We start from the raw sequence: 23,357 nt of genomic DNA, 5'->3' as shown, positions 1-23,357 counted from the left end.
GCCGTGTTTTTATGCGTCAAAAAGATCAGATGATAAATAGCGGTCTCCGCGATCGCAAATTATGCTTACCACTAAACCGCTTTCCAGTTCTTCACATAATCTAATTGCAGCAGCAGCAGCCCCACCACTACTCATTCCGGCAAAAATACCTTCCTGACGAGCAAGTTTAATTGTCGTTAATTTTGCCTCTTCTTTACTAACTTCCAGAATACGATCTACCTTCTCTTTTTTAAATATTTTAGGGAGATATTCTTCTTTCCATTTTCGAATTCCAGGAATCCTAGAATCATCGGTAGGTTGCACTCCAACTATTTCAATTTCTTTATTTTTTTCTTTTAAATAAGTGGATGTGCCCATAATGGTACCTGTAGTCCCCATTGATGAAACAAAATGAGTTATCTTATAATGGGTGTCATTCCAAATTTCAGGACCCGTACTGTTATAATGTGCTTTCCAATTATCGTCGTTGGCGAATTGGTTGAACATAAAATGATCTCCATCCTTTAACTTAGCTTCAGCGTAATCACGAGCCCCTTCAATGCCTCCTTCTGCATCTGTTAAGGTTACAGTAGCTCCATAGGCCCTCATCGTTTGGACTCGTTCTATGGTTGAATTCTCGGGCATAACCAACTCTAAATTAAGATGAAATATTCCAGCGATCATTGCCAGGGCAATACCGGTATTCCCGCTAGTAGCTTCAATTAAACGGGTTTCTTTGTTAATATCCCCTCTTTCCAGTGCACTTTTTATCATATTGTAAGCAGCTCTGTCTTTCACACTTCCTCCGGGATTCTGGCCTTCCAGCTTAAAATAAAGCTGCACATTGGGGTTTTTTACCAATCTCTGAGCTTTCACCAGTGGAGTATTTCCAATTAGATCTAAAATAGAATCGTTCATTATTTCGTGCTGTTTTTAATATTAATCTGCGGATTATGAGTCACTATAGAATTTTCAGGAACCGATTTTGTTAACCATACATTCCCTCCAATCATACTATTGGCACCAACCACGGTCTCTCCTCCAAGAATGGTAGCATTCGCGTAAATTGTTACATTATCTTCTATAGTAGGATGTCGTTTGGTATCCCTTAAATTCCTGTCTACGTAAAGAGCTCCAAGGGTAACCCCCTGATAGATCTTTACATTATTTTTTATTACGGCGGTCTCCCCTATTACAACGCCTGTTGCATGGTCTATAAAAAAGGGAACTCCAATTTCTGCTCCGGGGTTAATGTCGGTCCCGGTTAAGGTGTGTGCACATTCGGTCATTAATCTTGGCACCAACGGGAACCCAATCTTGTAAAATTCATGGCTTAACCTATAAATAGCAATGGCAAAGAACCCCGGGTAAGATAGATATACCTCTTCAACAGAATTCGCAGCAGGATCATTTAAGGCTATAGCATTGGCGTCCTCATTCAATTTTGTTAAGATTTCAGGAAGAATTCTCAGGTAACCACACCAGATCTCATGACAGGATTTATCCGGTTGCCAGCATACAAGTTCAGCCAGTTCAGAAAAATCCTTTTCCAGTTGCTCAATATTATCTTCCACCTTGGTATCGGCATCAAAAAGGGTGTAAAAAATCTTATCGACAAAAGCCTCGGTTTTTTCCTTTATACTTAACCTTAAATTTGGAAGCTGCTTTTGCTTTTGAATATCAGCAATTACCTTTTTTTCTATCATCTACCTATTATTGATTATTGGTACTATTTCAAAAGTAATCAATAGAAAAACAAATTTTCCTGATTTTTCCTTAAATACTTAAACCAATAGAAAATCAGGCAAAATACATTGTTCTCATCCAATATAAAATACTGGTTTACAGTATAGTTAATGTTGTGTGAATTAGCATTTTAAGAGTTTGGTTTATTAGTATTTTTAAGTGTATAATTCTCTAAAAACAAAATTATGGCACAGAGTAAAAAACATGAAGAGGAGCAAAAAGGGCACAAGAAGCAAGCTGCTCCAAAGAAACAACCACCAAAACAAGCTAAACCCAAAAAATAGGCTCTGTTTTAAAACATTTAGAATATTCTCAGGCCACCTCACAAGGGTGGTTTTTTATTTTAGAATTATAGAAGTTATTAATAAATTTTAAATTCAAGACTTTAACTTTGATGACCTAACCTAAATTAAATACTGGATTTGAAGGAGTTTTACTATTTTGCAAAAGAACATTTTAAAAAAGTAAGTTTTGGTTGGTTGCTAACTTTCCTTTCAAGTTTTGGACAAACCTTTCTAATATCCCTCTACGTTCCCGAGATTATTAAGGATTTCAGTTTAACCGAAGGTTCCTTTGGGGCTATCTATGCCGGATGTACCGTGGCCGCTTCTATAATTATGCTTACCGTAGGTCATACAGTAGATCATAAACCTGCCAAAAAAGTTACCGCATATACAGTTCTGGGGCTTGGTCTTTCGGCAATACTTTTAGGTTTTTCTTTCAACATCTTTTTACTCTTTATAGCATTAATGGGGTTAAGGCTAATGGGACAAGGATTGCTTAGCCATATTAGTATGACCATAATTTCGAAGTACTTCGATAAAAATCGTGGTAAGGCTTTAAGCATTTCTTCTCTGGGCTATTCTATTGGGGAAGCTGTCTTTCCGGTTATCATCGCCTTGTTGATTTCCTGGTTCGACTGGCGTGTAGCTGCCATTGCCAGTGGAATAGCCCTGTTGCTTTATCTCCTTCGATTACATTCTACCGATCTAAGCGAATTTGACAAACAACTTTCTACGCAAAGAAAACCTTCAACCTGGGTCCTGCTCAAGGATTATAAGAGTGTTGTTTTTGAAAAACGATTTGGCATTATGATGCCCGCCAGTTTTATTTTGAGTTTTTCTATTACCGCGATTTTTTTCTACCAGTATGTTTTTGTTGAGGATAAAGGCTGGTCGGTTCAACTTTATGCCAGCTTCTTTACGGTTTACGCGATCACGAGATTGCTGTTTTCCATATTCGGCGGAATGTGGGTTGATAAATTCACCGCCAGGAAAATGTTTCGCTGGTTTTTAATTCCTATAATTATTGGCCTCGTGCCCTTCGCGTTTATGGAAAGTATAATTGGGGCTTTTATTTTCCTTGTCCTTGCGGGAATTACAGTGGGTATGTCGGGTACTGTGCAAACTTCTCTTATTGCTGAAATGTATGGAACAGAGAGAATGGGAGCTATCAGAAGTGTCTTTACCATGTTTATGGTAATTAGCACCGCCCTGGGGCCCCTTCTGGTAGGTTTCCTTTTAGATCTTAATATAGATTTTAGCTATATTATGCTAATGATTATCGGAATTATGACTTTAGTGGCGCTAAATAATCAGCGGATTAAAACTATTGGCGGATAAGGCTGAAATGCCCCTTTTGCCCCGGAAAATTTTCGATCTTTATTTCATACCAGTAATCGGTTGAGGGCAGTTCCCGGCCACCCCGTTTTCCCCCCCAGCTAAAGTTCTTCCCATCACCCGATTTTAGTAGTTTTCCATATTGATTATAAATACTTATCCTTGACTTGTTGAAAAACTCAAGCCCTTTTACCCTAAAAACATCATTGTAACCATCGCCATTAGGAGTGATAAACTTCGGAAAAACCAGGTGGGGAAAGTCCTGCGAAATTGTTTTACAGCCTGCTTTATCTCTCATATAAATTGTATAAACTCCCCCTGAAACATTAAATTCATTAGAATCCTGGAAATTGTTCCCGTTAATAGAATATTCAAAAACACCATCTACCAGCGGCTTAATAATCAGCTTTTTTTCTTCTGAAATTATATTTTCAATACCTACTATATCAACGGGAGCAACCTCTATATTTTTAATAGTTGAACAGCCATGCGAATTGATTAGTTCCACCTTAAAAATTCCGGGAGAATTAATGCTAATCTTTCTGGTGGTTTCCCCGGTACTCCACAAATAGGCCGAAACATCAACACCAGCATCGAGTTCTAATTCTCCCTCCTCACAGATCTGAAGTTTTTCATCCTTTGCCACCGGCAATTCATAAATTTTCAATTCTACCGCAGTTCGCTCGCTGGCAGCACACTCAAAACCGGTTTTAACGGCCTCGGCATAATAAACTCCCGGTGTTTCCGGAATGAAATATTCCGAATTTTTAAGCAATAGATCTGCACCGGTTTCTGATGCATACCAATTCACAGTTTCATCTTCCTCCTTTTCCACGCTAAGGGAGGGAATTTCTTCGCCTTCACATATTGACTTATCTCCGTTGCTAACCGGAGCTTTAGGGGTTTTAATAATATTTACTGAAAAAGCTTCAGAGACTGTACTGCATAAATTATTTGCGAGATTCACCGGATCTTCGGCTACTTTTACCCGGTAATATCGGGAACTACTAAGGGATGGGGTCGTGTATTCATCGGTAGTCTCGCCGGGAATATCATTCCAGTCTTCCTTATCGATGCTTTCCTGCCACTGAAAATAATGCTCGTCATAAGATGAGAAATCGGGTGTTGCAGTCAGCTCCAGACTAATGGGGGCATTTTCTTCGCATAAGTTCAATTCTGAAGCATCTATGCTGGGTGTAGAGATTTCAGTTAAATCACCACAAGATCTAAAGATAATGTCATCTATGGCCAAATCATTTCCGCAGCCACCGTCTGAATTATTATACATTCTTAAGATAACCGAAGCTTGTCCCGGTTCACTCCTAAAGGTAAGAGCATATTCTTCCCATTGTGGGGTATTCTTAGTATGAATATCTCCGGTACTCCCTTCTGCCAGTAATTCGGTGTTGGTTTCATCCCAAATCTGGAACTTTACATTTATAGGAATAGGAGATGTATCTTCTGGACAGGAACTGGTCGGGCTTAATTTAAAAGAAAAGCCGAAAACTCATAACTGGTATTCTCACAAAGACCGGAAACACTATATTCATAAAACTGTCCGGCAGTATAATCGGCATTCACAATAAGGGCATTCCCATCTGAAATTGTACCATTTGGAAGATAAGAAAACCAACCCCCTATATCATTCCCAATTTCATCAGATACGGTATACTCTCCATCGTGGGGATCCTGGCCGGCTACAAAAGTATAACTGGTGGTTCCTGGTAGCAGGGGTCCTCCCCCATCGAAATCTTCATGAAAAATAGGATGACCTTTACTACCTGCACAGAATCCTAATTGGGAATAGGTCTGAGAAGTAGTTATAAAAAAGACAAAAAGGAGTAATTTTTTCATTCGTTGCAAAGTTATAATACTCCTCATGGCCAAAAAACAATACTTAGTAAAGTCGTGTTTTCGCAATATTCTTTTGCAGTTTTTCTGAAAGATCTAAAAGCCAATTTAGCTGATTAATGACCAAATGTGCTTCCCGAACCTGCGCCTGGAGATTTTCACCCGTTTGAGAATTTTCATCTTTTATTGCTTCGCTTCTCTGAAGTAAATCTTTGAAATTCCGGTTAAGTGCTTTCTCTGCTCTAAGAGTATTTTCCTGATTGGGAAGTTTTTCAATTTTCTGTTCGGAAAGGATATTTTCGGTATTTCTTAGATTTTGAAGTGTGTGTTGTACCAAAATTTCAAAATGCTTAGAAGCACTGGTGGTTTTATGGTTTCTAATATAGGTTCCCAGGGAAGCCAGAGCTCCCAAAAAAGTTTGATTAAGCCCTACTATTTCGTAAACCCCACTTATTTCCTTCCGTTTCGACCTGGGCTCCTGGGTCATGCGTTGGAAGGCTGTATTAAGATTTCCGGTTTCAAGAAAAGCATTCTTTCTGGCCAGCTTATAAGAAATCGGCAAATTTCCCTTTTCCTTATAAAATAGCGCTATCTCTTCCAGATAAACCTTATTTGCCTCTATACTTTTAAGCATTACATTCTTAATCCCTTTAACTTCCCAGGCCGGCCATAAGACCAGGTTACCAAAGGCGGCAAGTCCCGCTCCTACCAGGGTATCAATTATTCTGTATTGAATTACATTGTAAACATCGGGTTGTAATAAGGAATAAATAAAGACAATACTTAGAGTAATAAATACCGCAGCGGTTTTATAATTTCTTTGCACCAGCGAAAAAGCAAGGGTTAGAGAAAACAGCCCTAAAATCGCATAAAGGATTTGGCTTTTAAAGAAAAAAACGATCCCTATGGCAATTACACCCCCTATAAGCGTGCCGATAATCCTTTGTTTTGAACGTTCCTTGGTAAGACCATAATTAGGTCTCATGATCACAATAATAGTTAACAAAATCCAATAAGCATTATCCAGTGAAAAAAAAGCTCCAATAGAAAAACCTACCAAAACCACTACCGCCAGTCGCAAGGAATGTCTAAAAATTGTGGAATCAAAATTTAGGTTTTCAAGCAATATTTTGGGGTCGTAATCCTGAGGGGTAATAAATTTCAGAACCTCTTTTTTCTTCGGAAAAACCCGTTTTCTGTCTTCAAGATTATACAGGATTCTAATGATTGTATTTATCTTTTGAGATTGTCGCTCCAGGTAATCGAAAAGATTCTGAAGCAAAAACATATGCTCTTTTTTATCATCTGAATCAAGGTTTGTTCTAAAACTACTAAATGCAGTTTGGATTTTCTCCAGATTCTCCCGCACTTCCTTTTGATTGTAATTAGAGGTTTTTTGAAGGGAAATAGCGATATCGTCTAATTCATGGGCAAGACTTTCTACAAGAGAACTTAACCTTTGAGGCATTATCGATTTACTACCAAAAACCTCATCCATTTTATCGTAATCTACAGGATTGGCTATCGCCAGTTCCAGAATATCTACTAATTCAATGAAAATGAGCAGCCTTTTTCGAGCATAATTAGAATTTCCAAAATTTAACCTTGACCTTATAAGAATATCCCTTAAACTTTCGTGTTTTTCATTTAGTTCCCCCTGTATTCTAAAAAGTTCTTTTTGCAGGCTTACCCTTTCCTCGGTTTCAGTTAATAATTGTGCGCGGGTTTTTAAATACAAGGCAGTAAGTTCCATCGCCTGAGCCAGGAGTTGTTCGGTAGCTCTTTTTGGATTTAAATAATGCCAGAGTACACTTAATGATAAATACCATAAACCACCTAAAACAATTAACAGCGCGCGTTCCCAAACTTCCAGAACAGTAGAAATATTGGCAAAACTCAATACAATAGCAAACAGTCCTGAAAAAGCAACCAGGGAAGCCCTGAAGCCAAAGACCGCCAAATAGGCGATTCCAAAAACCAAAAGAGCCAAAACCGGCAACAATATCCAGATTTTCACTGAGGCATAGCCAAAAATTAGAGAAACAATGCCAGCCAGAATTGCGGCCAGAAAAACACCAATGATTTTATGGCTAAAACTCCCCTGGATATCACTTGGAGAACTCAGGAGGCATCCAATGGCCAGAGCAGCCCCAATCTCATAATTTCCCATATAACTAAAAATCACAATAGGTAAACTAATTGCAATACTAAGTATCACCGCCTTGGAAAAGTCCGGACTGCGGAAAAATTTAAGAAGATCCTCAAAATAGTTGTTTATTCTATCCAAGTTGGTGCTGATTAGCATACAAAAGTACAAGCAATTTAAAACTTAAGCGGCATGATTTTGCAGGATTTCCTCAAGCAATTTTTTAAGTTTAAATTAGCAGATAAAGCTTGCTTACATTTCTTAGAGGTAGTAAATTAAGGCTTCACCGATTAACTGATAGTACCTATGAACCGAGTTATACTTTTAAATTCCAGACCAAAAGGCACTCCCAGCCTTGAAAATTTTCAGATTACAGAAGAGCAAAAGCCCGAACCGGGACCGGGGGAATTATTGCTTAAATCAAAATATATCTCTGTAGACCCCTATTTACGAGGAAGAATGCGCGATGAAGAATCGTATATTCCTCCTTTTGAGGTTGGCAAGCCACTGGAGTCAATGATAGTTGCCGAAGTTATAAAATCCAATAATGCTAATTTCCAGCAAGGAGACTTTGTAAGCGGAATGCTTCAATGGAAGGAGTTTCAAAATAGCCCGGGAAAGGGACTTAATAAAATAAATAAGGAGAAAGCACCGCTTTCAGCATATTTGGGGATTCTTGGCCTAACAGGTCTTACAGCATATATTGCATTGGATAAAATTGCCGACTTAAAGGCCGGAGAAACAATGGTTGTTTCCGGGGCTGCGGGTGCTGTAGGAAGTGTGGTTGGACAGATAGGAAAAATCAAAGGCTGTAAAGTGGTAGGAATAGCCGGGAGCGATGAAAAAATCAGACAAATTACAGATAAGTTTGGTTTTGATGCAGGAATAAATTATAAAACCACTTCAAATATGAACGAGGCCCTGGCCGAAAATTGTCCTGAGGGCATTGATGTTTACTATGATAATGTGGGAGGAGAAATACTTGACGCTGTAATGCAAAATATAAATGACTTTGCCCGTATTATTAATTGTGGAGCAATTTCACTCTACAATAAAGAAGAAATGCCCACCGGCCCGCGTGTGGAAGGTATTCTTATAAAGAAAAGTGCATTAATGCAGGGATTTCTGGTAAGAAACCATGTAAAGGATTTTGGCCCTGCCATAAATCAACTCGCAACCTGGCTGGGAGAAGGAAAATTAAAATACGAGGAAACGGTAATAAAGGGATTCGAAAAGACTCCCCAGGCTTTCCTGGATCTTTTTGAAGGAAAGAACAAGGGTAAAATGGTCGTAGAAGTTTAATTCCAGATAGAATTCCCTTTCATCTTTCTCCATTCTGTCTTGTCGTCAGATTTAATAAGAAGAGTGTTATTTTTCACCAGGAAGATTATTTCTCCCGATGGGACTTCAAAATTGGGTTCCATAGAAATGATGATCTTCTTATTAATCACTTTATATGTACCCCTCCAAATGATATCAGAAAGCATAATCTCTACTTCGTTATCTTTTAAAAAATCAATTTGTTGATGACAATTGATGAAAAAGTCTGGAGGTTGGGCAGCCATACATTCTTCTTCTGAATTAAAAAATAACCTTACATAGGATTTACCCTCAAATTGCTTATCCTTTCCCGGTGCCGACAGCTTATTGCAAGAAATAAGGGGAAACAAAAATATAAATACGATAAAAGTAATTTTCTTCTTCATAACCCCTGCATTTAATAGTATAAGTTAGTGAAATTGAAGTAAATATGTTATTTTATAATTATAATTTATTGTAAAATTATTTGGTACTCAATAATGTAAATATTCAATAAAATTTAAGAAAAAAGCAGCCCGAATCACGAACTGCTTTAGATACTTTTCTCTTTGAATGTTTCCTTATTTCTTCGGAGGTTGGGAAGGTCGCACCTCAATTTTACTTGGCAGCGTTCTTGGGTTTATTTTTAATAGATCTACTACCAATTCTCCAATATCCTGGGGTTGTATCTTCCAGGCATCTTCTTCAGTAGGTGTATGGTCATTAAAATAAGTTGCTACAGAACCCGGCATTATAGTACTCACTTTTATGCCTTTATCTCTAAGATCCAGCATCACGGCCTGGGTAAATCCTGTGACTCCAAATTTACTCGCATTATAAGCTGCCCCGCCAGAGAAGAAATTAGTTCCTGCAAGGCTGGATATGGTAATCACATAACCTTGAGACTTTTTCAAAGCTTCCAGAGAAGATTTTATGCTATAAAACACCCCACTCAAATTGGTATCAAGAGTTTCCTGCCATTGTTTGACTGAAAGTTCATCGATATTCCCAAAATGGCCAATACCTGCATTGGCAATGAGCACATCCATCTGCCCCCATTCTTTCATCAATGAATCTACCGCTTTTTGTTGACTTTCATAATCACGTACATCGGCTTCCAGGGCCATTACTTTGTCTTTGCTACCTAACTTATCTGCGGCATTTTTAGCATTTTCAAGAGATCGACTTGTGATGGCCACCCTCATCCCTAAATCCAGGAGCGATTTAGCCACGCCAAAACCTATTCCTTTACTTCCCCCGGTTATAAATGCTACTTTGTTTTCTAATGATTTCATTTTCAATTTTTTATTAAAATTTTAATCTAAAGCTACTAAAGATCGCAGTTTCATTAAAATTTAGGAGACTAAGATATTGTTAATTTTAAAGCTAAAAAGCGACAATAATTCTGTGTTAAAATGTTTCAGAAAAGACTGAAAGAAGTAACTTTGCAAAAAATAATAGCCGTAGAAGGGTATTAAAAGTCTAATCAGAATAAAATCTTTCTTTTGAAAAATATAAAGGCACAGCAGTTACTCAATAAAATTCAACGCGATCTTATGCGCAATGGCATTATCATCAATACCCTGGTAAACGATCTCAAAGAACTAAGAAGCATTATTGTTGACGAAGAGGGAAACCCGCTGCTTGCAAAAGCATTAAGGTTAACCTATGAACATATTGAGAATTTTGAAGGCTTTGAAATTGCTATTCCCGATGACGAACCGGTGGAAGAAGGTGAGGAAATGCCTGAAAACCCCGCTGAAACCGGACAGGAAAGCCTTGATTACCTTTTATCTTTAATGGCAGACCCTGAGAATAAAGTCAATAAAATAGAATTAAGAGAGTATGTAAATGCTCTAAATATTTATGCAGAAGAAAATTAATTCTGTTAAGATTCTCTTTGGGTCCGGAATTTGATATTGCTGCGCTTTTATTGGTGCCCTTACCACCAAAAATGCTAAAACACTTTTTCTAAATGAAAAAAGAAGCGAAATCTAAAAAAAAGAAGTCGCGCATACGTTTATTGCACCAGTATTATAGCTATACAGGTTTCTATCAATTTGTATGGCGCAGCGTAAAAAAAGCGATAATACCAATAGTATTATTCCTTGCTGCTATATTTGCATTAGACCGATATGTTCTGGATATCGACCAGATGTTGATTACCGTTACAGAAACCTATTCCCCTCTGGGGATTTTAGGGGTATTTTTCCTTTCTGAATCTCTATTGGGATTAATTCCCCCCGAACTGTTTATCGCCTGGTCTGGAAAATCTTCCAGCCCCATTCTTTATCTCTCTTTACTCGCTCTTGCTTCTTACCTTGGAGGTGTAATCTCTTATCATATAGGTAGGGCTATCACAAAAATTCCTGCGGTACACGAGGATATTGAAGTAAAAATGGCCGATCATATTAAAAACACCCGAAAATGGGGTGGTTTTTTAATTATTGTAGGAGCCTTACTCCCTATTCCTTTTGCAATGACGAGTATCGCAGCAGGAATAATTAAATTCCCCTTCCCTAGCTTTTTGATGTTTGGACTATTGCGGTTTGTGCGTTTTTATCTTTATGCCCTGGTCATTTTTGAGATGGTTTAATCCCTTTCTTGGCATATTCCTAAATTCTAAATTTTTCCTAACGGTCCTTCCGCTTTCATAGAATTGAATTAGTTTTAATAAAAACCAACCAAAAACTCAATTTTATGAATTCTAAATTAAAGAAGGTGGCGCGCACTGGTTACGCCGCTAAAGCAGTGGTATACGGATTAATTGGAATCCTAACTTTATTGGCTGCTTTTAATATGGGAGGCCAAACAGCGGGTAAGCTTAAAGTAATCGACTTTCTGGAAAAACAAACTTTTGGTAATGTTTTATTGGCTTTAATTGCCCTTGGCTTACTTTGTTATTCTGGATGGCGGTTTTTTCAAGCTATAAAGGACCCGGAAAATATTGGAAAGGATATGAAAGCTAAGGCCAAAAGATTTGGCTTTTTCATAAGTGGCCTACTTTACCTAAGTATCGCGGGTTATGCTGTAATGAAACTTCTAAACGCCGGATCAACTTCTCAGTCGGGTTCTGGTCAAAATGGAATGATAAACTCATTTTTAACAGGTGATAGTGGAGTTTATGTTTTTACAGCAATAGGAATAGGCCTTGTAGCGACCAGTTTCTTTCAGTTTAAAAAGGCCTTTTATAAAGATTTTCTGAAGAAATTTGATTACAAATCAATTTCAGAAGAAAAGCGTAGAAGGACTATAAAAAATACGGGATATCTAGGTTTAATCGCCCGTGGAATTATCTTCGCTATCCTTGCTTATTTCTTTGTTCGAGCGGCGGTAGCCCATAATACTACAGACATAAAGAGCACTACAGATGCGTTCGCTTTTTTACGTGAATCTCCCATGGGTTCCTGGTTGATGGGAACTGTAGCAGCAGGAATGATTTGCTATTCCATCTATGTCTTTATGATGGTTAAATACAGAAAATTCAGAACTTAAGTCGCTGTTAAACTATCTGAAATCCATCTTAAAGGAGAATTTTAATCCTAAGAGATTATTTATCTTCCATATTACTAATCAATTAAAACTTCAATTATGTCTTTATTAACTGTAATATTGAATATTCTTTTACCACCCCTCGCTGTTTTTTTAAAACACGGCTTAAGTGGAACATTTGTTATAAGCTTGATACTTACAGCCCTGGGATGGATTCCAGGTGTAATTCATGCTTTTCTGGTAAATGGAACAAGATAAAAGTAAAACTCTCAGAAAATAAAACGCCCCGGTCTTAAAAGACCGGGGCGCTTTTTGGGATAAATGATAAATTATTAATTTTCGGTTTCAGTTCTTCTTTTAACCTCCTTTTGCCATTTCCAGGCACTATCTAAAGCTTCGTCTAAACTGAGATTTGCTTTCCAGTTGAGTTCATCATTTGCTTTGGTCGTATCGGCATAGGCCGCGGTGATATCACCTTCTCTTCTATCGGTAATCTTATATGGCAACTTCACGCCGCTAACTTTTTCAAAGCTCTTAATCACTTCTAAAACGGAATTCCCTTTCCCCGTACCGAGGTTAAAGACTTCGTAATTGGTCTCCTCCTTGTTCTCCATAAGTCGTTCTAAAGCCACCACATGGGCCCGGGCAAGATCCATTACGTGAATATAATCCCTAATACAGGTCCCATCTGGAGTTGGGTAATCATCGCCAAAAACCGATAATTCTTCCCGCTCCCCAATGGCCGTTTGTGTGATAAAGGGAATAAGATTCTGCGGAGTCCCTATTGGAAGCTCACCAATCTCTGCACTTGGATGGGCTCCAATAGGATTGAAATAGCGAAGTGAAATTGCCCTAAACCCAGGGTTGGCCTTACAGGTATCTGCAATTATCTCCTCCCCAATCTGTTTGGTATTCCCATAAGGCGATTCAGCTTTCTTCACTGGCGCATCCTCTGTAATAGGTAAGTCTTTGGCCTGCCCATAAACGGTACAGGAAGAACTAAAAATAAAACCTGGATTTTCTTTCTTATTGAGTTCTTTAAGCAAATAGATTAGGCTGGCCAGGTTATTTTCGTAATATAAAAGTGGATTTATCACACTTTCCCCTACCGCTTTGGAAGCTGCAAAATGTATCACCCCATCAATGTCGGGATGCTTTTCAAAAAACTCCTTTACTTTAGCCTTATCTCTTAGATCAAAGTTTTCAAAAACCGGGGTTTTCTGACTTATTTTGGTAATCCCGCCCAATACATCGATACTGGTATTAGACAAATTATCTATAATTACTACTTCAAAACCTTTTTCCTGCAGGGCCACCACGGTATGCGACCCGATAAAACCGAGGCCACCGGTGACCAATATTTTAGAATTCATTTAATATTTTTTGTTGATTGTGCAAATTAAGAAAAATGTTAAACAAGCGCTCGTTAACGAAACGCTAATTTGATTTAATCTATCCTCCGGGCTTCTTAAAAATAGCGCTCTACTCTCTGCATAAATCTCGTATAAAAACTATCTTTGCGCTGTTTAAATTAAATATTGTGGAAAAGAAGAAGAAAATTTTTAAATGGGTGAGTATTTTAGAAGGTTTGTCCTTTTTACTATTGTTGTTTATAGCAATGCCTCTAAAATATATGTTTGATAAACCTGCAATGGTTGAAAATATTGGTATGGCTCACGGGCTACTTTTTATAGCATATGTTTTAGGTGCTATTTATCTTTTTAGACCAATGAATTGGAACTTCAAAGAACTATCTCTAATTCTCGCATGTTCGCTGGTTCCTTTCGGCCCCTTTTATGTTGAAAGAAAATATTTATAGCTATGGAATTTGATGGGTGGTTAAAAAATCTTGTATGTCTTGTTGAAGACCTGCTTATAGAGAATGGTTTGGATCCCATAGCGGCCCAGTATATCAATTTAACGATTAATATCCTGGTCCTGATCCTCCTTGTTCTGGGGATTAATCACCTTATCAAAACTTTTGTTATTGAGGGTTTTAAAGCCTTCACTAATAAAACTAAAACCACCTTTGATGATTTTCTTATCAAAACTAAATTTCCGAAATATATTGGCCGGGTAGTGCCTCTTTTTATCCTTTACTATTTATTCCCCTTTATATTTAATGACTTCCCATTAGTAATTAAAGTATTTGAATTCGTTTTCAATATTTATGTTATTTTCCTGGTAGTTTGGATTTTTCGCAGTTTCATGCGAACCCTGAAAGCTTTTCTCAAAACCCAGGAATCTTTTAAAGACAAACCTGTTGAAAGTTATATTCAGGTGGTTATGATCGTGGTATGGATCATCGCCCTGCTTTTTATTTTTGCAGAAATCACCGGAGAATCAGTAGTGAAATTTATAATCTCTCTGGGGGCGGCTTCCGCCATCTTGTTATTGGTCTTTAAAGATACCATTTTAGGTTTTGTGGCTTCTATTCAGGTAACTGTAAATGATATTGTAAGGATTGGTGACTGGATCACTTTCAGCAAATATGGTGCTGATGGAACTGTTACCGAGATCAACCTTTCAACCGTAAGGGTGCAGAATTTTGACAATACTTTTACCACAATTCCAACTTACAGCCTAATTTCCGATTCTTTTCAAAACTGGCGGGGAATGCAGGAATCTCCGGGCAGAAGGATTAAAAGGGCGATTTTTATTAAGCAGAATTCGGTTAAATTCATGACCGATGCCAACCTGGAAGAACTCAAAAAGATCCAACTTATTGAACCCTACCTGGAAAACCGTCAAAATGAAATTAATTCCTATAATGAGGCTCAAAACATTGACCGCTCCTTACCCATCAATGGACGAAACCAAACTAACCTCGGCATTTTTCGAAAATATGTAGACACCTATCTTCAAAATCATTCTGCGGTGCATAAAGAACTTTATATTATTGTGAGACATCTTGCACCTACTTCCCAGGGAATTCCGGTAGAAATTCTTTGTTTTAGCAGGGACAAACGCTGGGAAAATTTTGAATATATTTCTGCCGATATCTTCGACCACATAATTGCGGCGGTTCCTTACTTCGGGCTCCAGCTATTTGAAGCTCCCTCGGGGGACGATATCACTAAATATTTACGGCAGGCTTCTGAGTCCAAAGATTAATTCTGCTATATTTAGCAAATAAATTCAACCAATGAAATTAAAAAGCTTTCTACAAATCTTTGGTGCAATTGCCGTTGTCTTGACTTTAATTCCCCTAATCGCAGCCGATTTTTGGTGGATTCGGATTTTTGATTTTCCGCATATCCAGTTAACTCTTTTAACCCTCACGGCCATTGCCGCCTATTTTATACGCTTCGATATTAAATGGGTCCAGGACTATATTTTTATGGGTGTTCTTCTGGCATGTTTTGCCTTTCAGTTTGGTAAGATTTATCCATACACCCCTTTTTCAACATATGAAATTGGAGAGAGCACAAACCCAGAAGCTCCTCAAATAAAGCTCCTAACGGCTAATGTGCTTCAGAAGAATGAAAAATACGAGAAATTAATAGGCGAAGTGGCTCGTATAGATCCCGATGTTATGGTCTTCACTGAAACCAATACAATTTGGAAAAATGAAATTTCTAAAAACCTGGATCCCTCCTACCGTTATAAAGTTGAAGTCCCTTTAGATAACACCTACGGAATGCTGCTTTATTCAAAATTTGAACTGAATAATCCTCAGGTGCGCTATCTTGTAGATGACAGCATTCCATCCATTCACACCCGAATAAAACTTCCTGGGGGAGATTTGGTGCAGCTTCATGCCATCCATCCCACTCCTCCTATGCCACAACATAACCCCAGTTCTTCAGACCGGGATGCTGAAATGATGAAAGTTGCAAAAATGAGCCTGGAACGGGAACTGCCGGTAATTGTAATTGGAGATTTTAACGATGTGGCCTGGTCTGAAACTACCTCCCTTTTTCAGAGTGTAGGCAAGCTTTTGGATGTAAGGGTTGGCCGGGGGTTCTACAACACTTTTAATGCTGAAAACCTGCTTCTAAGATGGCCGCTGGACCATATTTTTACTTCGGAAGAATTTAGAGTAAAAGATGTGAAAACCGGTGAGAAAACCGGGTCTGATCATTTTCCTTTCTATGCCATACTTAGTCTGGAACCAGGAATAGCAAGTGAACAGACCGCAGAAGAACCCAATGAAAATCAGTTAAAAAGAGCTAACGAGCAAATAAAGGAAGAGGAAAAAGAAAATCAGGAAAAAGCAAAAGAAGCTGAAGAAGAAGATTAATCGTTTTGATTAAGCCTGTCTCTTACATATTCTATTTTTGTTTTTCCGTGCGGTGTCGGTTTGCCGTCTTTATCAAGAGTGACCATAATTATTTTTTCAATGGTAATTATGACGGCCCGGGTCATTTTATTTCTTACCTCGCAGCGCAAATTCAAAGAAGTATTTCCAAATTTCAGAACATCAATGCCTATTTCTACAATATCGCCTTGATGTGCAGAATTCTGAAAATTGATTTCGCTTATATATTTGGTCACCGTTCGTGGATTTTCCAATTGAATGATACTATAAAGAGCACATTCTTCATCAATCCACTCCAGAAGTCTACCTCCAAACAGAGTTCCGTTGGGGTTTAAATCCTGAGGTTTTACCCATTTTCTCGTATGAAATCTCATTTTTTATTTTAAAAGTAATAAACTAAACCCTGGCTGAAAAAACCTGCCTTCATTTTTACGAAAATCGGTCTTTCTCCAGGGTCAAAATCAAAAAAATAAATTTTTATCGCAGATTTACTCTTGGATTCGCATTACAAATAATTTTCAGCTGCTTTAATTATTTCGGCGTGGTCAAAGGCCAATTCCGGAAGCTCATCAAGTTTAAACCATTTGGCTTCTGCGGCATCATCAGCTGCTACCGGATTTTCTTCGCAGTCTATCCAGGCTAAAAAACCTATGGAAACTATGCGTCCCCGCGGGTCTCGTCCTGGAGTTCCAAAGGCTCTTACCTGCTCAAGGGTTTTGGCTTTTACCCCGGTTTCTTCGGCCAGCTCCCGTTTGGCGGCATCTTCAAGGTCTTCATTTTCATCAACAAAACCGCCGGGAATTGCCCATTGCCCTTTAAATGGCTCATTTTTTCGTTTGATTAATAATACATTTATTCTGCTATTTGCATTGCAAAAAGCAACTATATCTACTGTTACAGCTATCTCCTGTTTCATAATTTTTATTTAAAATATACTGTTTTACGATTAACAAATTCTCTAATTCCGTGTTCTGACAATTCCCTTCCATAACCTGAACTTTTAGTACCTCCAAAAGGTAACCGGGGATCACTTTTTACCAGGTCATTAATAAAAACTGCCCCATCATTAAACTTAGGGATTATTTTTTTGGCGAAATCCAGGTCTTCGGTAAATACCGAGACGCCCAAGCCGAATTTAGAATGGTTAGCAAGTTCTATAGCTTCCTTTTCATCTTTGAAAATGGTTACTCCTATTACCGGCCCAAATGTTTCTTCATCAAATACCGGCATACCGGGTTTTACATTTATTAAAATACTTGGCTCATAATAGGCCGAATCCCGATTTCCGCCTAAAATAATTTCTGCTCCCATTTTCAATGATTTCTGAACCTGTTCCTCAATGTCCTTTGCCAAATCTTCCCGTGCAAGTACTCCTATAAAGGTTTCTTCATCCATAGGATTTCCACTTTTAAGTTCCCGAACCTGTTTTGTGAATTCTTCCAGAAATTCCTCAGCAATGTTTTTATGTAACAAAAGACGTTTCCCGGCAATGCAGCTTTGTCCCGTATTCTGAAATCTTGCCATCACACAGGTTTTTACCGTCTCGGGAAGCTTAGCATCCTCAAAAACAACGAGCGCATTACTACCTCCCAATTCCAGAACTGTTTTCTTTATTTCTTCTCCGGCAACAGAAGCAACAGCACTTCCGGCAGGATTACTACCGGTAAGCGTAACTGCTTTTACTCTTGGATCTCTGATTATAACCTCTACTTTATCACTTCCTATGGCCAGGCTTTGAAAACACTCTTTTGGAAATCCGGCTCTTTCAAAAGCTTTTTGGATGCTCGCAGCAGATTTCATTACATTGCTGGCATGTTTGAGTACCGCTATATTCCCTGCCATTAATGCCGGAGCTGCAAACCTGAATACCTGCCAGAAAGGATAATTCCAGGGCATAACGGCGAGAATTACGCCGAGAGGTTCAAAACTTACGTAGGATTCGGCCGCATCTGTTTTTATTTTCTCGTTAGCAAGTTGTTTTTCACCATTTTCGGCATAATACTCACAAACCCAGGCACATTTTTCAATTTCGGCAATACTCTGGGAAATAGGTTTCCCCATCTCCAGGCTAATATCTGTAGCATACTCTTTGGAATTTTCTTTAAGTTCCTTAGCCAGATTTAGCAATAATTCTGCCCGCTTATCAAAACTTGTGGATTTCCAGGAATGAAATCTTTTTTCGGCATTAGCCAGGGCATTTTCGATATCGTTTTTGGTGAATTCCTTTATTCTGGAAATTTCTTCTCCAGTGTAAGGATTTTTGGAAATTATCATTTTAAATAGTTCGTATTATAGAATGGATTCAATTAAAGATAAAAAGAAGTTAGCGGCCCACTGGGGCGATTAAGAGGATTTTAACGGAAATGCTGTTGTTTATAAGTGGTTTACAAGTCTTTGAAGGCTCATCAAAAATCTGGCTGTTAATTCCTTAAATTTAAGAAACTCTATTAGTTATGAACCTACGAGATCTACAAGTGATTGAAATGCGACCCGATATTCCTTCGGCGAAAGTTTCAGAAAAAATGAGTTCAGATGAGTATTTTCAAAATCAAACTCTGCGGCCCATTACTAAACTCCAGGAAGATCTTATCCTGGAAGTTTTTAGAAATTACATCGAAAAACATAAAAATTCGTTTTATGAACTAAACCTGGAAAAGAGATTCGAATATATCGAAAATGCTATTCACAAAGACATCAAGTTTCGCAACAGTTTAAAGGGGATCATCATAGGCCAGTTTAGCCTTGAAGAATACAGAAAATATATTCTAAATTCTTCTGCGCTGAATAAACGGATGATGAATATTGTAAAACAAAACCTCCAGGGAAGAATTCAGTTATTAGAGCGCGAACTGGCGTATTAGCAAACCTATTACAATCGTAATCGCGAAACTCATCAACGTACCAATAAGCACGTATTCGGTTTGTTTACGGGCCCCTGTTTCACTTTTATCGCTAAAGCGGAGAATTGATTTGGCAGCGATTAAAAACCCTATAGCCGAAAAATTATCGGTAAGAATAAAGGTGAGCACAAGAATTCTTTCAAAAACACCTATGTACCGCCCGGCCGCTTCAAGGCTATTCTTTTTATGAGCTACTTCTACTTCCTCCTGCCAGCGCTGAGTGGCTTTACCGATAAGAAATCCCGCTGGGAAAATTATAAGGAGATACCCGATAAAGATGGCAAGAAAATAGGTGTTTATGAGCAGGTTTTGCAAGGTCGGAAGAATTTCAACAAAACCATTTACAATATATAACCAAGCCAGGAATATGACCACTAAATGAAGAAACTGATCGAAGAGGAAGATCCTTAAATTATCCTTCCTCTGCTGAAGTTTCCATAGATCAATAAAAAAATGGGTGACTCCAATAAAAACTGCAACCAACCAAAACCCGGGATCCTGAAGAAATAATAAACTTAGAAGGCCTGCTATTAGTGAATGTACATACAGAAACCAGGACCTTTGTTTCCAACGGCGTTTATGTTTAATAAACCTGGTGGGTTGCAGTACAAAATCTGTCAATACGTGGGCCAGTAAGAGCTGAAGTAAAATAATTATTGCTTCTTTCATTCAATAAAAGTTTTGGAAATTATATTATTGTAACGTACCAAAAGTGCATTTACTGCTTCCCAACCGGCTGCTTTTTTGCGTTGATTCACTGCGGACTGGCTGATGCCTAATTCCAGAGCAATTTCCTTCTCTTTAGCTCCTTTCAGAAGAAAATATATTACTTCTGCCGAGGCGGTACTCCATCTATCGGTAATTTCATCAAGAAGAAAAAGGCTCGCATCAAACTCGCCGTTTATAGTTTCATTTGGAGTTTTTAATCGGGTTTTACGGCCTTCAGCTTTCATTTCATCCAGAGATCGGCCTGAAAACTGAAAAGCCTGCCCATTAGATTCTTCAACGCTATTGCCCTGGTAATCCAGGCTACCAACACCAATAGCTATTCTAAGGTCGGCCTCCCTTAATTTTCCTTTTTTTGTTGTAGAAATGCTTAAGATGGCTGTTTTGATTTGTAACATTACAAGCAGGGCCTCTGCAGGATTTTTTAGAATGCCCTGAAAACTATCGCCTCGATAGATATTAAACTCTGAAGAAGGATATTTCTTTTCTATATCGGCAAACTCCTCCTTTAATACAGCCATAACCTGGCTCATAAGGCTTTCCGAATAATTTGTAGAATCTATAAGATCTGCTGTTAAGACTGCTATCATAATTCAAATATACAAAATATTAGCATATAACCTTATAATTTATATTTATAAGTCTATTAACTTATAATACTTTGTTTTAAGGAATTATACTTATGTGCCAGGAGTTTTGAAAGATTTTCTGATATTAAATTTTTGCTAAATGTTCTTTTAAGGAATTTCCGATACTTAATTTTAAAAAAACACCAAAAAAGTAAAAAATGGCAATTAATAAAAAAGAAATTTACTACAAGAGCCTTGAAGCTGTAAACCGGCGAATTGAAAAGTATGAAAAGGAAATGGATATGATCAAAGAATCCATGGAGGCCAATGATGTAAAAACCGATTACGACGAAGATAATAAGGGGCAGTTACTGGGAGATTTCGAAAAGTATGCCGAATACCTTAATCAGGCCCAGGAAATGAAAGAAAAACTGGCAGCCATAGATCTGGATCATTATAGTGAAACCGTTAATTTTGGCAGTGTGGTAGAAACCGATAAGGATCTATATTTTGTAGCTGTTCCCATAGGAGAGATAGAACTTGAGGATGGCAGCAAAGTTTTTTCCATTTCAACAGAAGCTCCAATTTATGAATTGATGAAAGACAAAAAAGCCGGAGACAGGTTCAGTTTTAAAGAAAAAGAAAGAGAAATTAAAAAGGTGCATTAAATGCACCTTTTTTTATTCGGGGTACTCTACCCTTAAATGATATATATTTTTAAGCTTTCGTTTAAGAATCTTCTTGATAAGTTGAATTTCTTTAAAGGTAATATTAGCATTGAGGAACTGCCCTTCTTCCATTTGTTTATTCACGATCTTCTCTACGAAATTATCTATAAGCCCAGCGGTAGGCTCTCTAAGACTTTTACTTGCGGCTTCCACCCCGTCACACATCATTAAAATTGCTGTTTCCTTACTAAATGGGATCGGCCCGGGATAACGGAAAGCATCTGCCGGCACATTTTCGTCTTTCTCCTTTGCTTTTTTATAGAAAAAATAAACGGTACTGGTACCGTGATGCGTTCTTATAAAGTCAATCACCCGGTCTGGTAAATTATTCTTTTTACCTATTTCAATTCCTTTGATCACGTGTTCAATTATGATTTGAGCACTCTCCTGGGGATCAAGATCATCGTGGGTATTCACATTACTGGTTTGATTTTCAGAAAAATAGGTGGGATTATGCATTTTCCCAATATCGTGATAAAGAGCACCTACCCGCACGAGCATGGCATTAGCATTAATCTCATTGGCAGCAGCTTCAGCGAGATTGGCAACATTAAGCGAATGATGAAAAGTTCCCGGGGCTTTTTCTGCCATCTCTTTGAGCAATTTGGAATTGGTGTCTGAAAGTTCCAGTAAGGACATATCGGAAACCAATCCGAAGATTTTTTCGTAAATATAGATTAGCGGTTGTACAAAGAGCGTAGCCAGCCCACCCAATAAAAATGTGAGAAAAACTTCGGCTTCTATCTCAGCAATACTTCCTTCCTGAATTATCGTAAAGGCGAAGTAACTTATAATATAAACCAGGGTGATCTCTCCTACTGAGATAAACAGGTTTGCCCGTTTATACAATTCCGAAACTGTGAGGATTGTAACAATTCCTGCAATAATTTGAAGGAACATGTATTCATAACTGTTCGGCACGATGAAGCCCAGAAGAAGTACCGTTACCACATGAGTAAAGAGTCCCAGCCGTGAATCAAAAAAGGCCTTTAAGGTAAGTGGTAAAACCGCCAGAGGAACAACATACACGTAATCGATATTAAACCTTACCACCAAAGTGGTGAGCATCACCATAAACAGGATATTGAAGAAAATAAAAGTGACTTTCACATTGTTTTCAAAGATATCATACCGATATTTTCTTATAAAAAGTAGCAACATGAGCAAGGCCAGAGCTACCAGAGTGCTATATCCTACAATAATCCAGACGTAATTACTACCACTCCATACCTGTGATTCATATTCGGTTTTAAGAGATCTTAGAATATGATATTTATTGCCTTCAACCACTTCTCCTTTAGCGATAACCCTACTCCCCTGTTCGACATTTCCACGGGTGTAGGAAATATTGTTCAGTTTACTTTCCAGCTCCCGCTGTGTGAGTTCATTATCAAATTCAACATTAGGCTCAACCGAGTTAAAGAAAACCTCCAATAGGCCATCTTTGAGGGAATTGAGATTTGAATTTTCAATTTTTATGGCGAGGGCATCTCTAACCTGGTTTAATTTGAGAATCCTTTTATATGGAATTTCAAAGGCTTCATTTCCTCGTCGTAGATACACCAGTTGATCGGGATCCAGGCGATTACTTTCTTGTAGGATTCCATTCTCATATAAATCATCGAGACTGGAATCTACAAAATCTTCAATCTGATTTTGATAAATATTCAAAATACTATCAGTGAAGATTAGCTCGATTTCTGACTGGGCCTGTGCTTTTATTTCAGGTAATTTGGATTCATCCAACTGAAAATAGGGCGTATGATTTCGGGTGATTTCCTGGCGTTCAGCCTGAATCTCCTCTTCGGTCTTCAGAATAGCAAAATCGAAGGGAGCATAGAGATTTTCATATTGCCATGGCTTACCTTTGGGAATCTCATATTTAAATTTACCTCCTTTGGGTAAGAGGTACACAATTAAAATTGCGGTAAGCGCAAATAAAAATACTTTGTAAAATAAAGCCTGATTTTTATAAAGGCCATTTACGAATTTAGTCATACAAAAAGTACTATAGTCCAAATGTACTAAAAAATAGGCGTGA

25 protein-coding genes are annotated in these 23,357 nt (G+C 38.0%); 11 read left to right on the top strand and 14 right to left on the bottom strand.

Annotation, left to right across the window (positions count from 1 at the left end; translation table 11 throughout):
* Window positions 1-9: 9 nt before the first annotated feature.
* Complete coding sequence (gene cysM, locus BUW93_RS10795) at window positions 10-897, bottom strand: cysteine synthase CysM (RefSeq protein ID WP_081211713.1); 888 nt, start codon at window positions 895-897, stop codon at window positions 10-12.
* Window positions 897-1,685, bottom strand: a complete 789-nt coding sequence (epsC, locus tag BUW93_RS10790) for a serine O-acetyltransferase EpsC (protein ID WP_081211712.1) — start codon at window positions 1,683-1,685, stop codon at window positions 897-899. The genes cysM and epsC overlap by 1 nt, the downstream gene beginning before the upstream one ends.
* Window positions 1,686-2,147: 462 nt before the next feature.
* Here epsC and BUW93_RS10785 point away from each other — a divergent pair, with 462 nt between their 5' ends.
* Window positions 2,148-3,347 carry an MFS transporter gene (locus BUW93_RS10785; RefSeq protein WP_081211711.1) on the top strand — a complete coding sequence of 400 codons (1,200 nt, stop codon included), beginning with the start codon at window positions 2,148-2,150 and terminating at the stop codon, window positions 3,345-3,347.
* Here BUW93_RS10785 and BUW93_RS10780 read toward each other — a convergent pair.
* The 3 genes from BUW93_RS10780 to BUW93_RS10770 all read right to left on the bottom strand — a co-directional run bounded on the left by BUW93_RS10780 (window position 3,334) and on the right by BUW93_RS10770 (window position 7,482).
* Window positions 3,334-4,632: a T9SS type B sorting domain-containing protein gene (locus BUW93_RS10780; protein ID WP_081211710.1), complete on the bottom strand. Its 1,299-nt coding sequence runs from the start codon at window positions 4,630-4,632 to the stop codon at window positions 3,334-3,336. The two genes, BUW93_RS10785 and BUW93_RS10780, sit on opposite strands and share 14 nt — an antisense overlap.
* 194 nt (window positions 4,633-4,826) lie before the next feature.
* Window positions 4,827-5,198: a hypothetical protein gene (locus BUW93_RS10775; RefSeq protein ID WP_081211709.1), complete on the bottom strand. Its 372-nt coding sequence runs from the start codon at window positions 5,196-5,198 to the stop codon at window positions 4,827-4,829.
* A 43-nt stretch (window positions 5,199-5,241) separates the two neighbouring features.
* Window positions 5,242-7,482 carry an FUSC family membrane protein gene (locus BUW93_RS10770; RefSeq protein ID WP_232778345.1) on the bottom strand — a complete coding sequence of 747 codons (2,241 nt, stop codon included), beginning with the start codon at window positions 7,480-7,482 and terminating at the stop codon, window positions 5,242-5,244.
* A 165-nt stretch (window positions 7,483-7,647) separates the two neighbouring features.
* Between BUW93_RS10770 and BUW93_RS10765 the strand changes: the two genes are divergently transcribed.
* Complete coding sequence (locus tag BUW93_RS10765; RefSeq protein WP_081211707.1) at window positions 7,648-8,643, top strand: NADP-dependent oxidoreductase; 996 nt, start codon at window positions 7,648-7,650, stop codon at window positions 8,641-8,643.
* Here BUW93_RS10765 and BUW93_RS10760 read toward each other — a convergent pair.
* Window positions 8,640-9,047: a hypothetical protein gene (locus BUW93_RS10760; RefSeq protein ID WP_081211706.1), complete on the bottom strand. Its 408-nt coding sequence runs from the start codon at window positions 9,045-9,047 to the stop codon at window positions 8,640-8,642. The two genes, BUW93_RS10765 and BUW93_RS10760, sit on opposite strands and share 4 nt — an antisense overlap.
* 174 nt (window positions 9,048-9,221) lie before the next feature.
* On the bottom strand, window positions 9,222-9,935 hold the full coding sequence (locus tag BUW93_RS10755) for an SDR family oxidoreductase (RefSeq protein WP_081211705.1): 714 nt from the start codon (window positions 9,933-9,935) through the stop codon (window positions 9,222-9,224).
* Between the two features lie 210 nt (window positions 9,936-10,145).
* On the opposite strand from BUW93_RS10755, the gene BUW93_RS10750 reads away from it, so the two are divergent.
* From BUW93_RS10750 to BUW93_RS10735, 4 genes are all read left to right on the top strand, one after another.
* Window positions 10,146-10,523, top strand: coding sequence for a hypothetical protein (locus tag BUW93_RS10750; protein ID WP_081211704.1), 378 nt, complete (start codon window positions 10,146-10,148; stop codon window positions 10,521-10,523).
* 92 nt (window positions 10,524-10,615) lie between these two features.
* Window positions 10,616-11,236 (top strand): YqaA family protein, encoded by a 621-nt coding sequence (locus BUW93_RS10745; RefSeq protein WP_081211703.1) that lies wholly within the window; start codon window positions 10,616-10,618, stop codon window positions 11,234-11,236.
* Between the two features lie 104 nt (window positions 11,237-11,340).
* Complete coding sequence (locus tag BUW93_RS10740) at window positions 11,341-12,135, top strand: DUF1206 domain-containing protein (RefSeq protein ID WP_081211702.1); 795 nt, start codon at window positions 11,341-11,343, stop codon at window positions 12,133-12,135.
* A 96-nt stretch (window positions 12,136-12,231) separates the two neighbouring features.
* Window positions 12,232-12,390, top strand: coding sequence for a YqaE/Pmp3 family membrane protein (locus BUW93_RS10735; protein ID WP_081211701.1), 159 nt, complete (start codon window positions 12,232-12,234; stop codon window positions 12,388-12,390).
* Window positions 12,391-12,464: 74 nt separating this feature from the next.
* Here the strand turns inward: BUW93_RS10735 and galE are convergent, their stop codons facing one another.
* A complete protein-coding gene (gene galE, locus BUW93_RS10730) occupies window positions 12,465-13,505 on the bottom strand; it encodes a UDP-glucose 4-epimerase GalE (RefSeq protein WP_081211700.1) in 1,041 nt (346 codons plus the stop codon).
* A 167-nt stretch (window positions 13,506-13,672) separates the two neighbouring features.
* On the opposite strand from galE, the gene BUW93_RS10725 reads away from it, so the two are divergent.
* From BUW93_RS10725 to BUW93_RS10715, 3 genes are read left to right on the top strand one after another with little or no spacing between them, the layout of a single operon-like run.
* The gene (locus BUW93_RS10725; RefSeq protein ID WP_081211699.1) at window positions 13,673-13,951 is read left to right on the top strand and encodes a DUF3817 domain-containing protein; all 279 of its coding nucleotides are present in this window, start codon (window positions 13,673-13,675) and stop codon (window positions 13,949-13,951) included.
* A gap of 2 nt (window positions 13,952-13,953) precedes the next feature.
* Window positions 13,954-15,246 carry a mechanosensitive ion channel family protein gene (locus BUW93_RS10720; RefSeq protein WP_081211698.1) on the top strand — a complete coding sequence of 431 codons (1,293 nt, stop codon included), beginning with the start codon at window positions 13,954-13,956 and terminating at the stop codon, window positions 15,244-15,246.
* A 31-nt stretch (window positions 15,247-15,277) separates the two neighbouring features.
* Window positions 15,278-16,375: an endonuclease/exonuclease/phosphatase family protein gene (locus BUW93_RS10715; protein ID WP_081211697.1), complete on the top strand. Its 1,098-nt coding sequence runs from the start codon at window positions 15,278-15,280 to the stop codon at window positions 16,373-16,375.
* On the opposite strand, the gene BUW93_RS10710 is transcribed toward BUW93_RS10715, so the two are convergent.
* The 3 genes from BUW93_RS10710 to BUW93_RS10700 form a co-directional block, all read right to left on the bottom strand.
* Window positions 16,372-16,767: an acyl-CoA thioesterase gene (locus BUW93_RS10710; protein WP_081211696.1), complete on the bottom strand. Its 396-nt coding sequence runs from the start codon at window positions 16,765-16,767 to the stop codon at window positions 16,372-16,374. The genes BUW93_RS10715 and BUW93_RS10710 overlap by 4 nt on opposite strands.
* Window positions 16,768-16,898: 131 nt before the next feature.
* On the bottom strand, window positions 16,899-17,309 hold the full coding sequence (locus BUW93_RS10705; protein ID WP_081211695.1) for an NUDIX domain-containing protein: 411 nt from the start codon (window positions 17,307-17,309) through the stop codon (window positions 16,899-16,901).
* A gap of 5 nt (window positions 17,310-17,314) precedes the next feature.
* Complete coding sequence (locus BUW93_RS10700; protein ID WP_081211694.1) at window positions 17,315-18,667, bottom strand: NAD-dependent succinate-semialdehyde dehydrogenase; 1,353 nt, start codon at window positions 18,665-18,667, stop codon at window positions 17,315-17,317.
* Window positions 18,668-18,846: 179 nt separating this feature from the next.
* Here BUW93_RS10700 and BUW93_RS10695 point away from each other — a divergent pair, with 179 nt between their 5' ends.
* Window positions 18,847-19,254, top strand: a complete 408-nt coding sequence (locus BUW93_RS10695) for a glyoxalase (protein ID WP_081211693.1) — start codon at window positions 18,847-18,849, stop codon at window positions 19,252-19,254.
* Here the strand turns inward: BUW93_RS10695 and BUW93_RS10690 are convergent.
* Entirely contained in the window at window positions 19,231-19,962 is a 732-nt protein-coding gene (locus tag BUW93_RS10690; protein ID WP_081211692.1) for a DUF3307 domain-containing protein, read from the bottom strand. The genes BUW93_RS10695 and BUW93_RS10690 overlap by 24 nt on opposite strands.
* Window positions 19,959-20,609, bottom strand: a complete 651-nt coding sequence (locus BUW93_RS10685) for a SatD family protein (RefSeq protein ID WP_081211691.1) — start codon at window positions 20,607-20,609, stop codon at window positions 19,959-19,961. The genes BUW93_RS10690 and BUW93_RS10685 overlap by 4 nt, the downstream gene beginning before the upstream one ends.
* A gap of 197 nt (window positions 20,610-20,806) precedes the next feature.
* Here BUW93_RS10685 and BUW93_RS10680 point away from each other — a divergent pair, with 197 nt between their 5' ends.
* Complete coding sequence (locus tag BUW93_RS10680; protein WP_081211690.1) at window positions 20,807-21,256, top strand: transcription elongation factor; 450 nt, start codon at window positions 20,807-20,809, stop codon at window positions 21,254-21,256.
* A gap of 12 nt (window positions 21,257-21,268) precedes the next feature.
* Here the strand turns inward: BUW93_RS10680 and BUW93_RS10675 are convergent, their stop codons facing one another.
* Window positions 21,269-23,314 carry an HD family phosphohydrolase gene (locus BUW93_RS10675; protein WP_081211689.1) on the bottom strand — a complete coding sequence of 682 codons (2,046 nt, stop codon included), beginning with the start codon at window positions 23,312-23,314 and terminating at the stop codon, window positions 21,269-21,271.
* Window positions 23,315-23,357: the final 43 nt, after the last annotated feature.

Source organism: Salegentibacter sediminis (assembly GCF_002078605.1).
GTDB lineage: Bacteria > Bacteroidota > Bacteroidia > Flavobacteriales > Flavobacteriaceae > Salegentibacter > Salegentibacter sediminis.
Note: the sequence above shows the minus strand (reverse complement) of the source record. Positions and strands in the feature narration are given on the sequence as shown.

Bases quoted from the DNA above. Each gene is read 5' to 3' on its own strand.
- cysM (WP_081211713.1), bottom strand. From the start codon at position 897: ATGAACGATTCTATTTTAGATCTAATTGGAAATACTCCACTGGTGAAA.
- epsC (WP_081211712.1), bottom strand. From the start codon at position 1,685: ATGATAGAAAAAAAGGTAATTGCTGATATTCAAAAGCAAAAGCAGCTT.
- BUW93_RS10780 (WP_081211710.1), bottom strand. From the start codon at position 4,632: ATGTATAATAATTCAGACGGTGGCTGCGGAAATGATTTGGCCATAGAT.
- BUW93_RS10775 (WP_081211709.1), bottom strand. From the start codon at position 5,198: ATGAAAAAATTACTCCTTTTTGTCTTTTTTATAACTACTTCTCAGACC.
- BUW93_RS10765 (WP_081211707.1), top strand. From the start codon at position 7,648: ATGAACCGAGTTATACTTTTAAATTCCAGACCAAAAGGCACTCCCAGC.
- BUW93_RS10760 (WP_081211706.1), bottom strand. From the start codon at position 9,047: ATGAAGAAGAAAATTACTTTTATCGTATTTATATTTTTGTTTCCCCTT.
- BUW93_RS10755 (WP_081211705.1), bottom strand. From the start codon at position 9,935: ATGAAATCATTAGAAAACAAAGTAGCATTTATAACCGGGGGAAGTAAA.
- BUW93_RS10745 (WP_081211703.1), top strand. From the start codon at position 10,616: ATGAAAAAAGAAGCGAAATCTAAAAAAAAGAAGTCGCGCATACGTTTA.
- BUW93_RS10740 (WP_081211702.1), top strand. From the start codon at position 11,341: ATGAATTCTAAATTAAAGAAGGTGGCGCGCACTGGTTACGCCGCTAAA.
- BUW93_RS10735 (WP_081211701.1), top strand. From the start codon at position 12,232: ATGTCTTTATTAACTGTAATATTGAATATTCTTTTACCACCCCTCGCT.
- galE (WP_081211700.1), bottom strand. From the start codon at position 13,505: ATGAATTCTAAAATATTGGTCACCGGTGGCCTCGGTTTTATCGGGTCG.
- BUW93_RS10720 (WP_081211698.1), top strand. From the start codon at position 13,954: ATGGAATTTGATGGGTGGTTAAAAAATCTTGTATGTCTTGTTGAAGAC.
- BUW93_RS10715 (WP_081211697.1), top strand. From the start codon at position 15,278: ATGAAATTAAAAAGCTTTCTACAAATCTTTGGTGCAATTGCCGTTGTC.
- BUW93_RS10710 (WP_081211696.1), bottom strand. From the start codon at position 16,767: ATGAGATTTCATACGAGAAAATGGGTAAAACCTCAGGATTTAAACCCC.
- BUW93_RS10705 (WP_081211695.1), bottom strand. From the start codon at position 17,309: ATGAAACAGGAGATAGCTGTAACAGTAGATATAGTTGCTTTTTGCAAT.
- BUW93_RS10700 (WP_081211694.1), bottom strand. From the start codon at position 18,667: ATGATAATTTCCAAAAATCCTTACACTGGAGAAGAAATTTCCAGAATA.
- BUW93_RS10695 (WP_081211693.1), top strand. From the start codon at position 18,847: ATGAACCTACGAGATCTACAAGTGATTGAAATGCGACCCGATATTCCT.
- BUW93_RS10690 (WP_081211692.1), bottom strand. From the start codon at position 19,962: ATGAAAGAAGCAATAATTATTTTACTTCAGCTCTTACTGGCCCACGTA.
- BUW93_RS10685 (WP_081211691.1), bottom strand. From the start codon at position 20,609: ATGATAGCAGTCTTAACAGCAGATCTTATAGATTCTACAAATTATTCG.
- BUW93_RS10680 (WP_081211690.1), top strand. From the start codon at position 20,807: ATGGCAATTAATAAAAAAGAAATTTACTACAAGAGCCTTGAAGCTGTA.
- BUW93_RS10675 (WP_081211689.1), bottom strand. From the start codon at position 23,314: ATGACTAAATTCGTAAATGGCCTTTATAAAAATCAGGCTTTATTTTAC.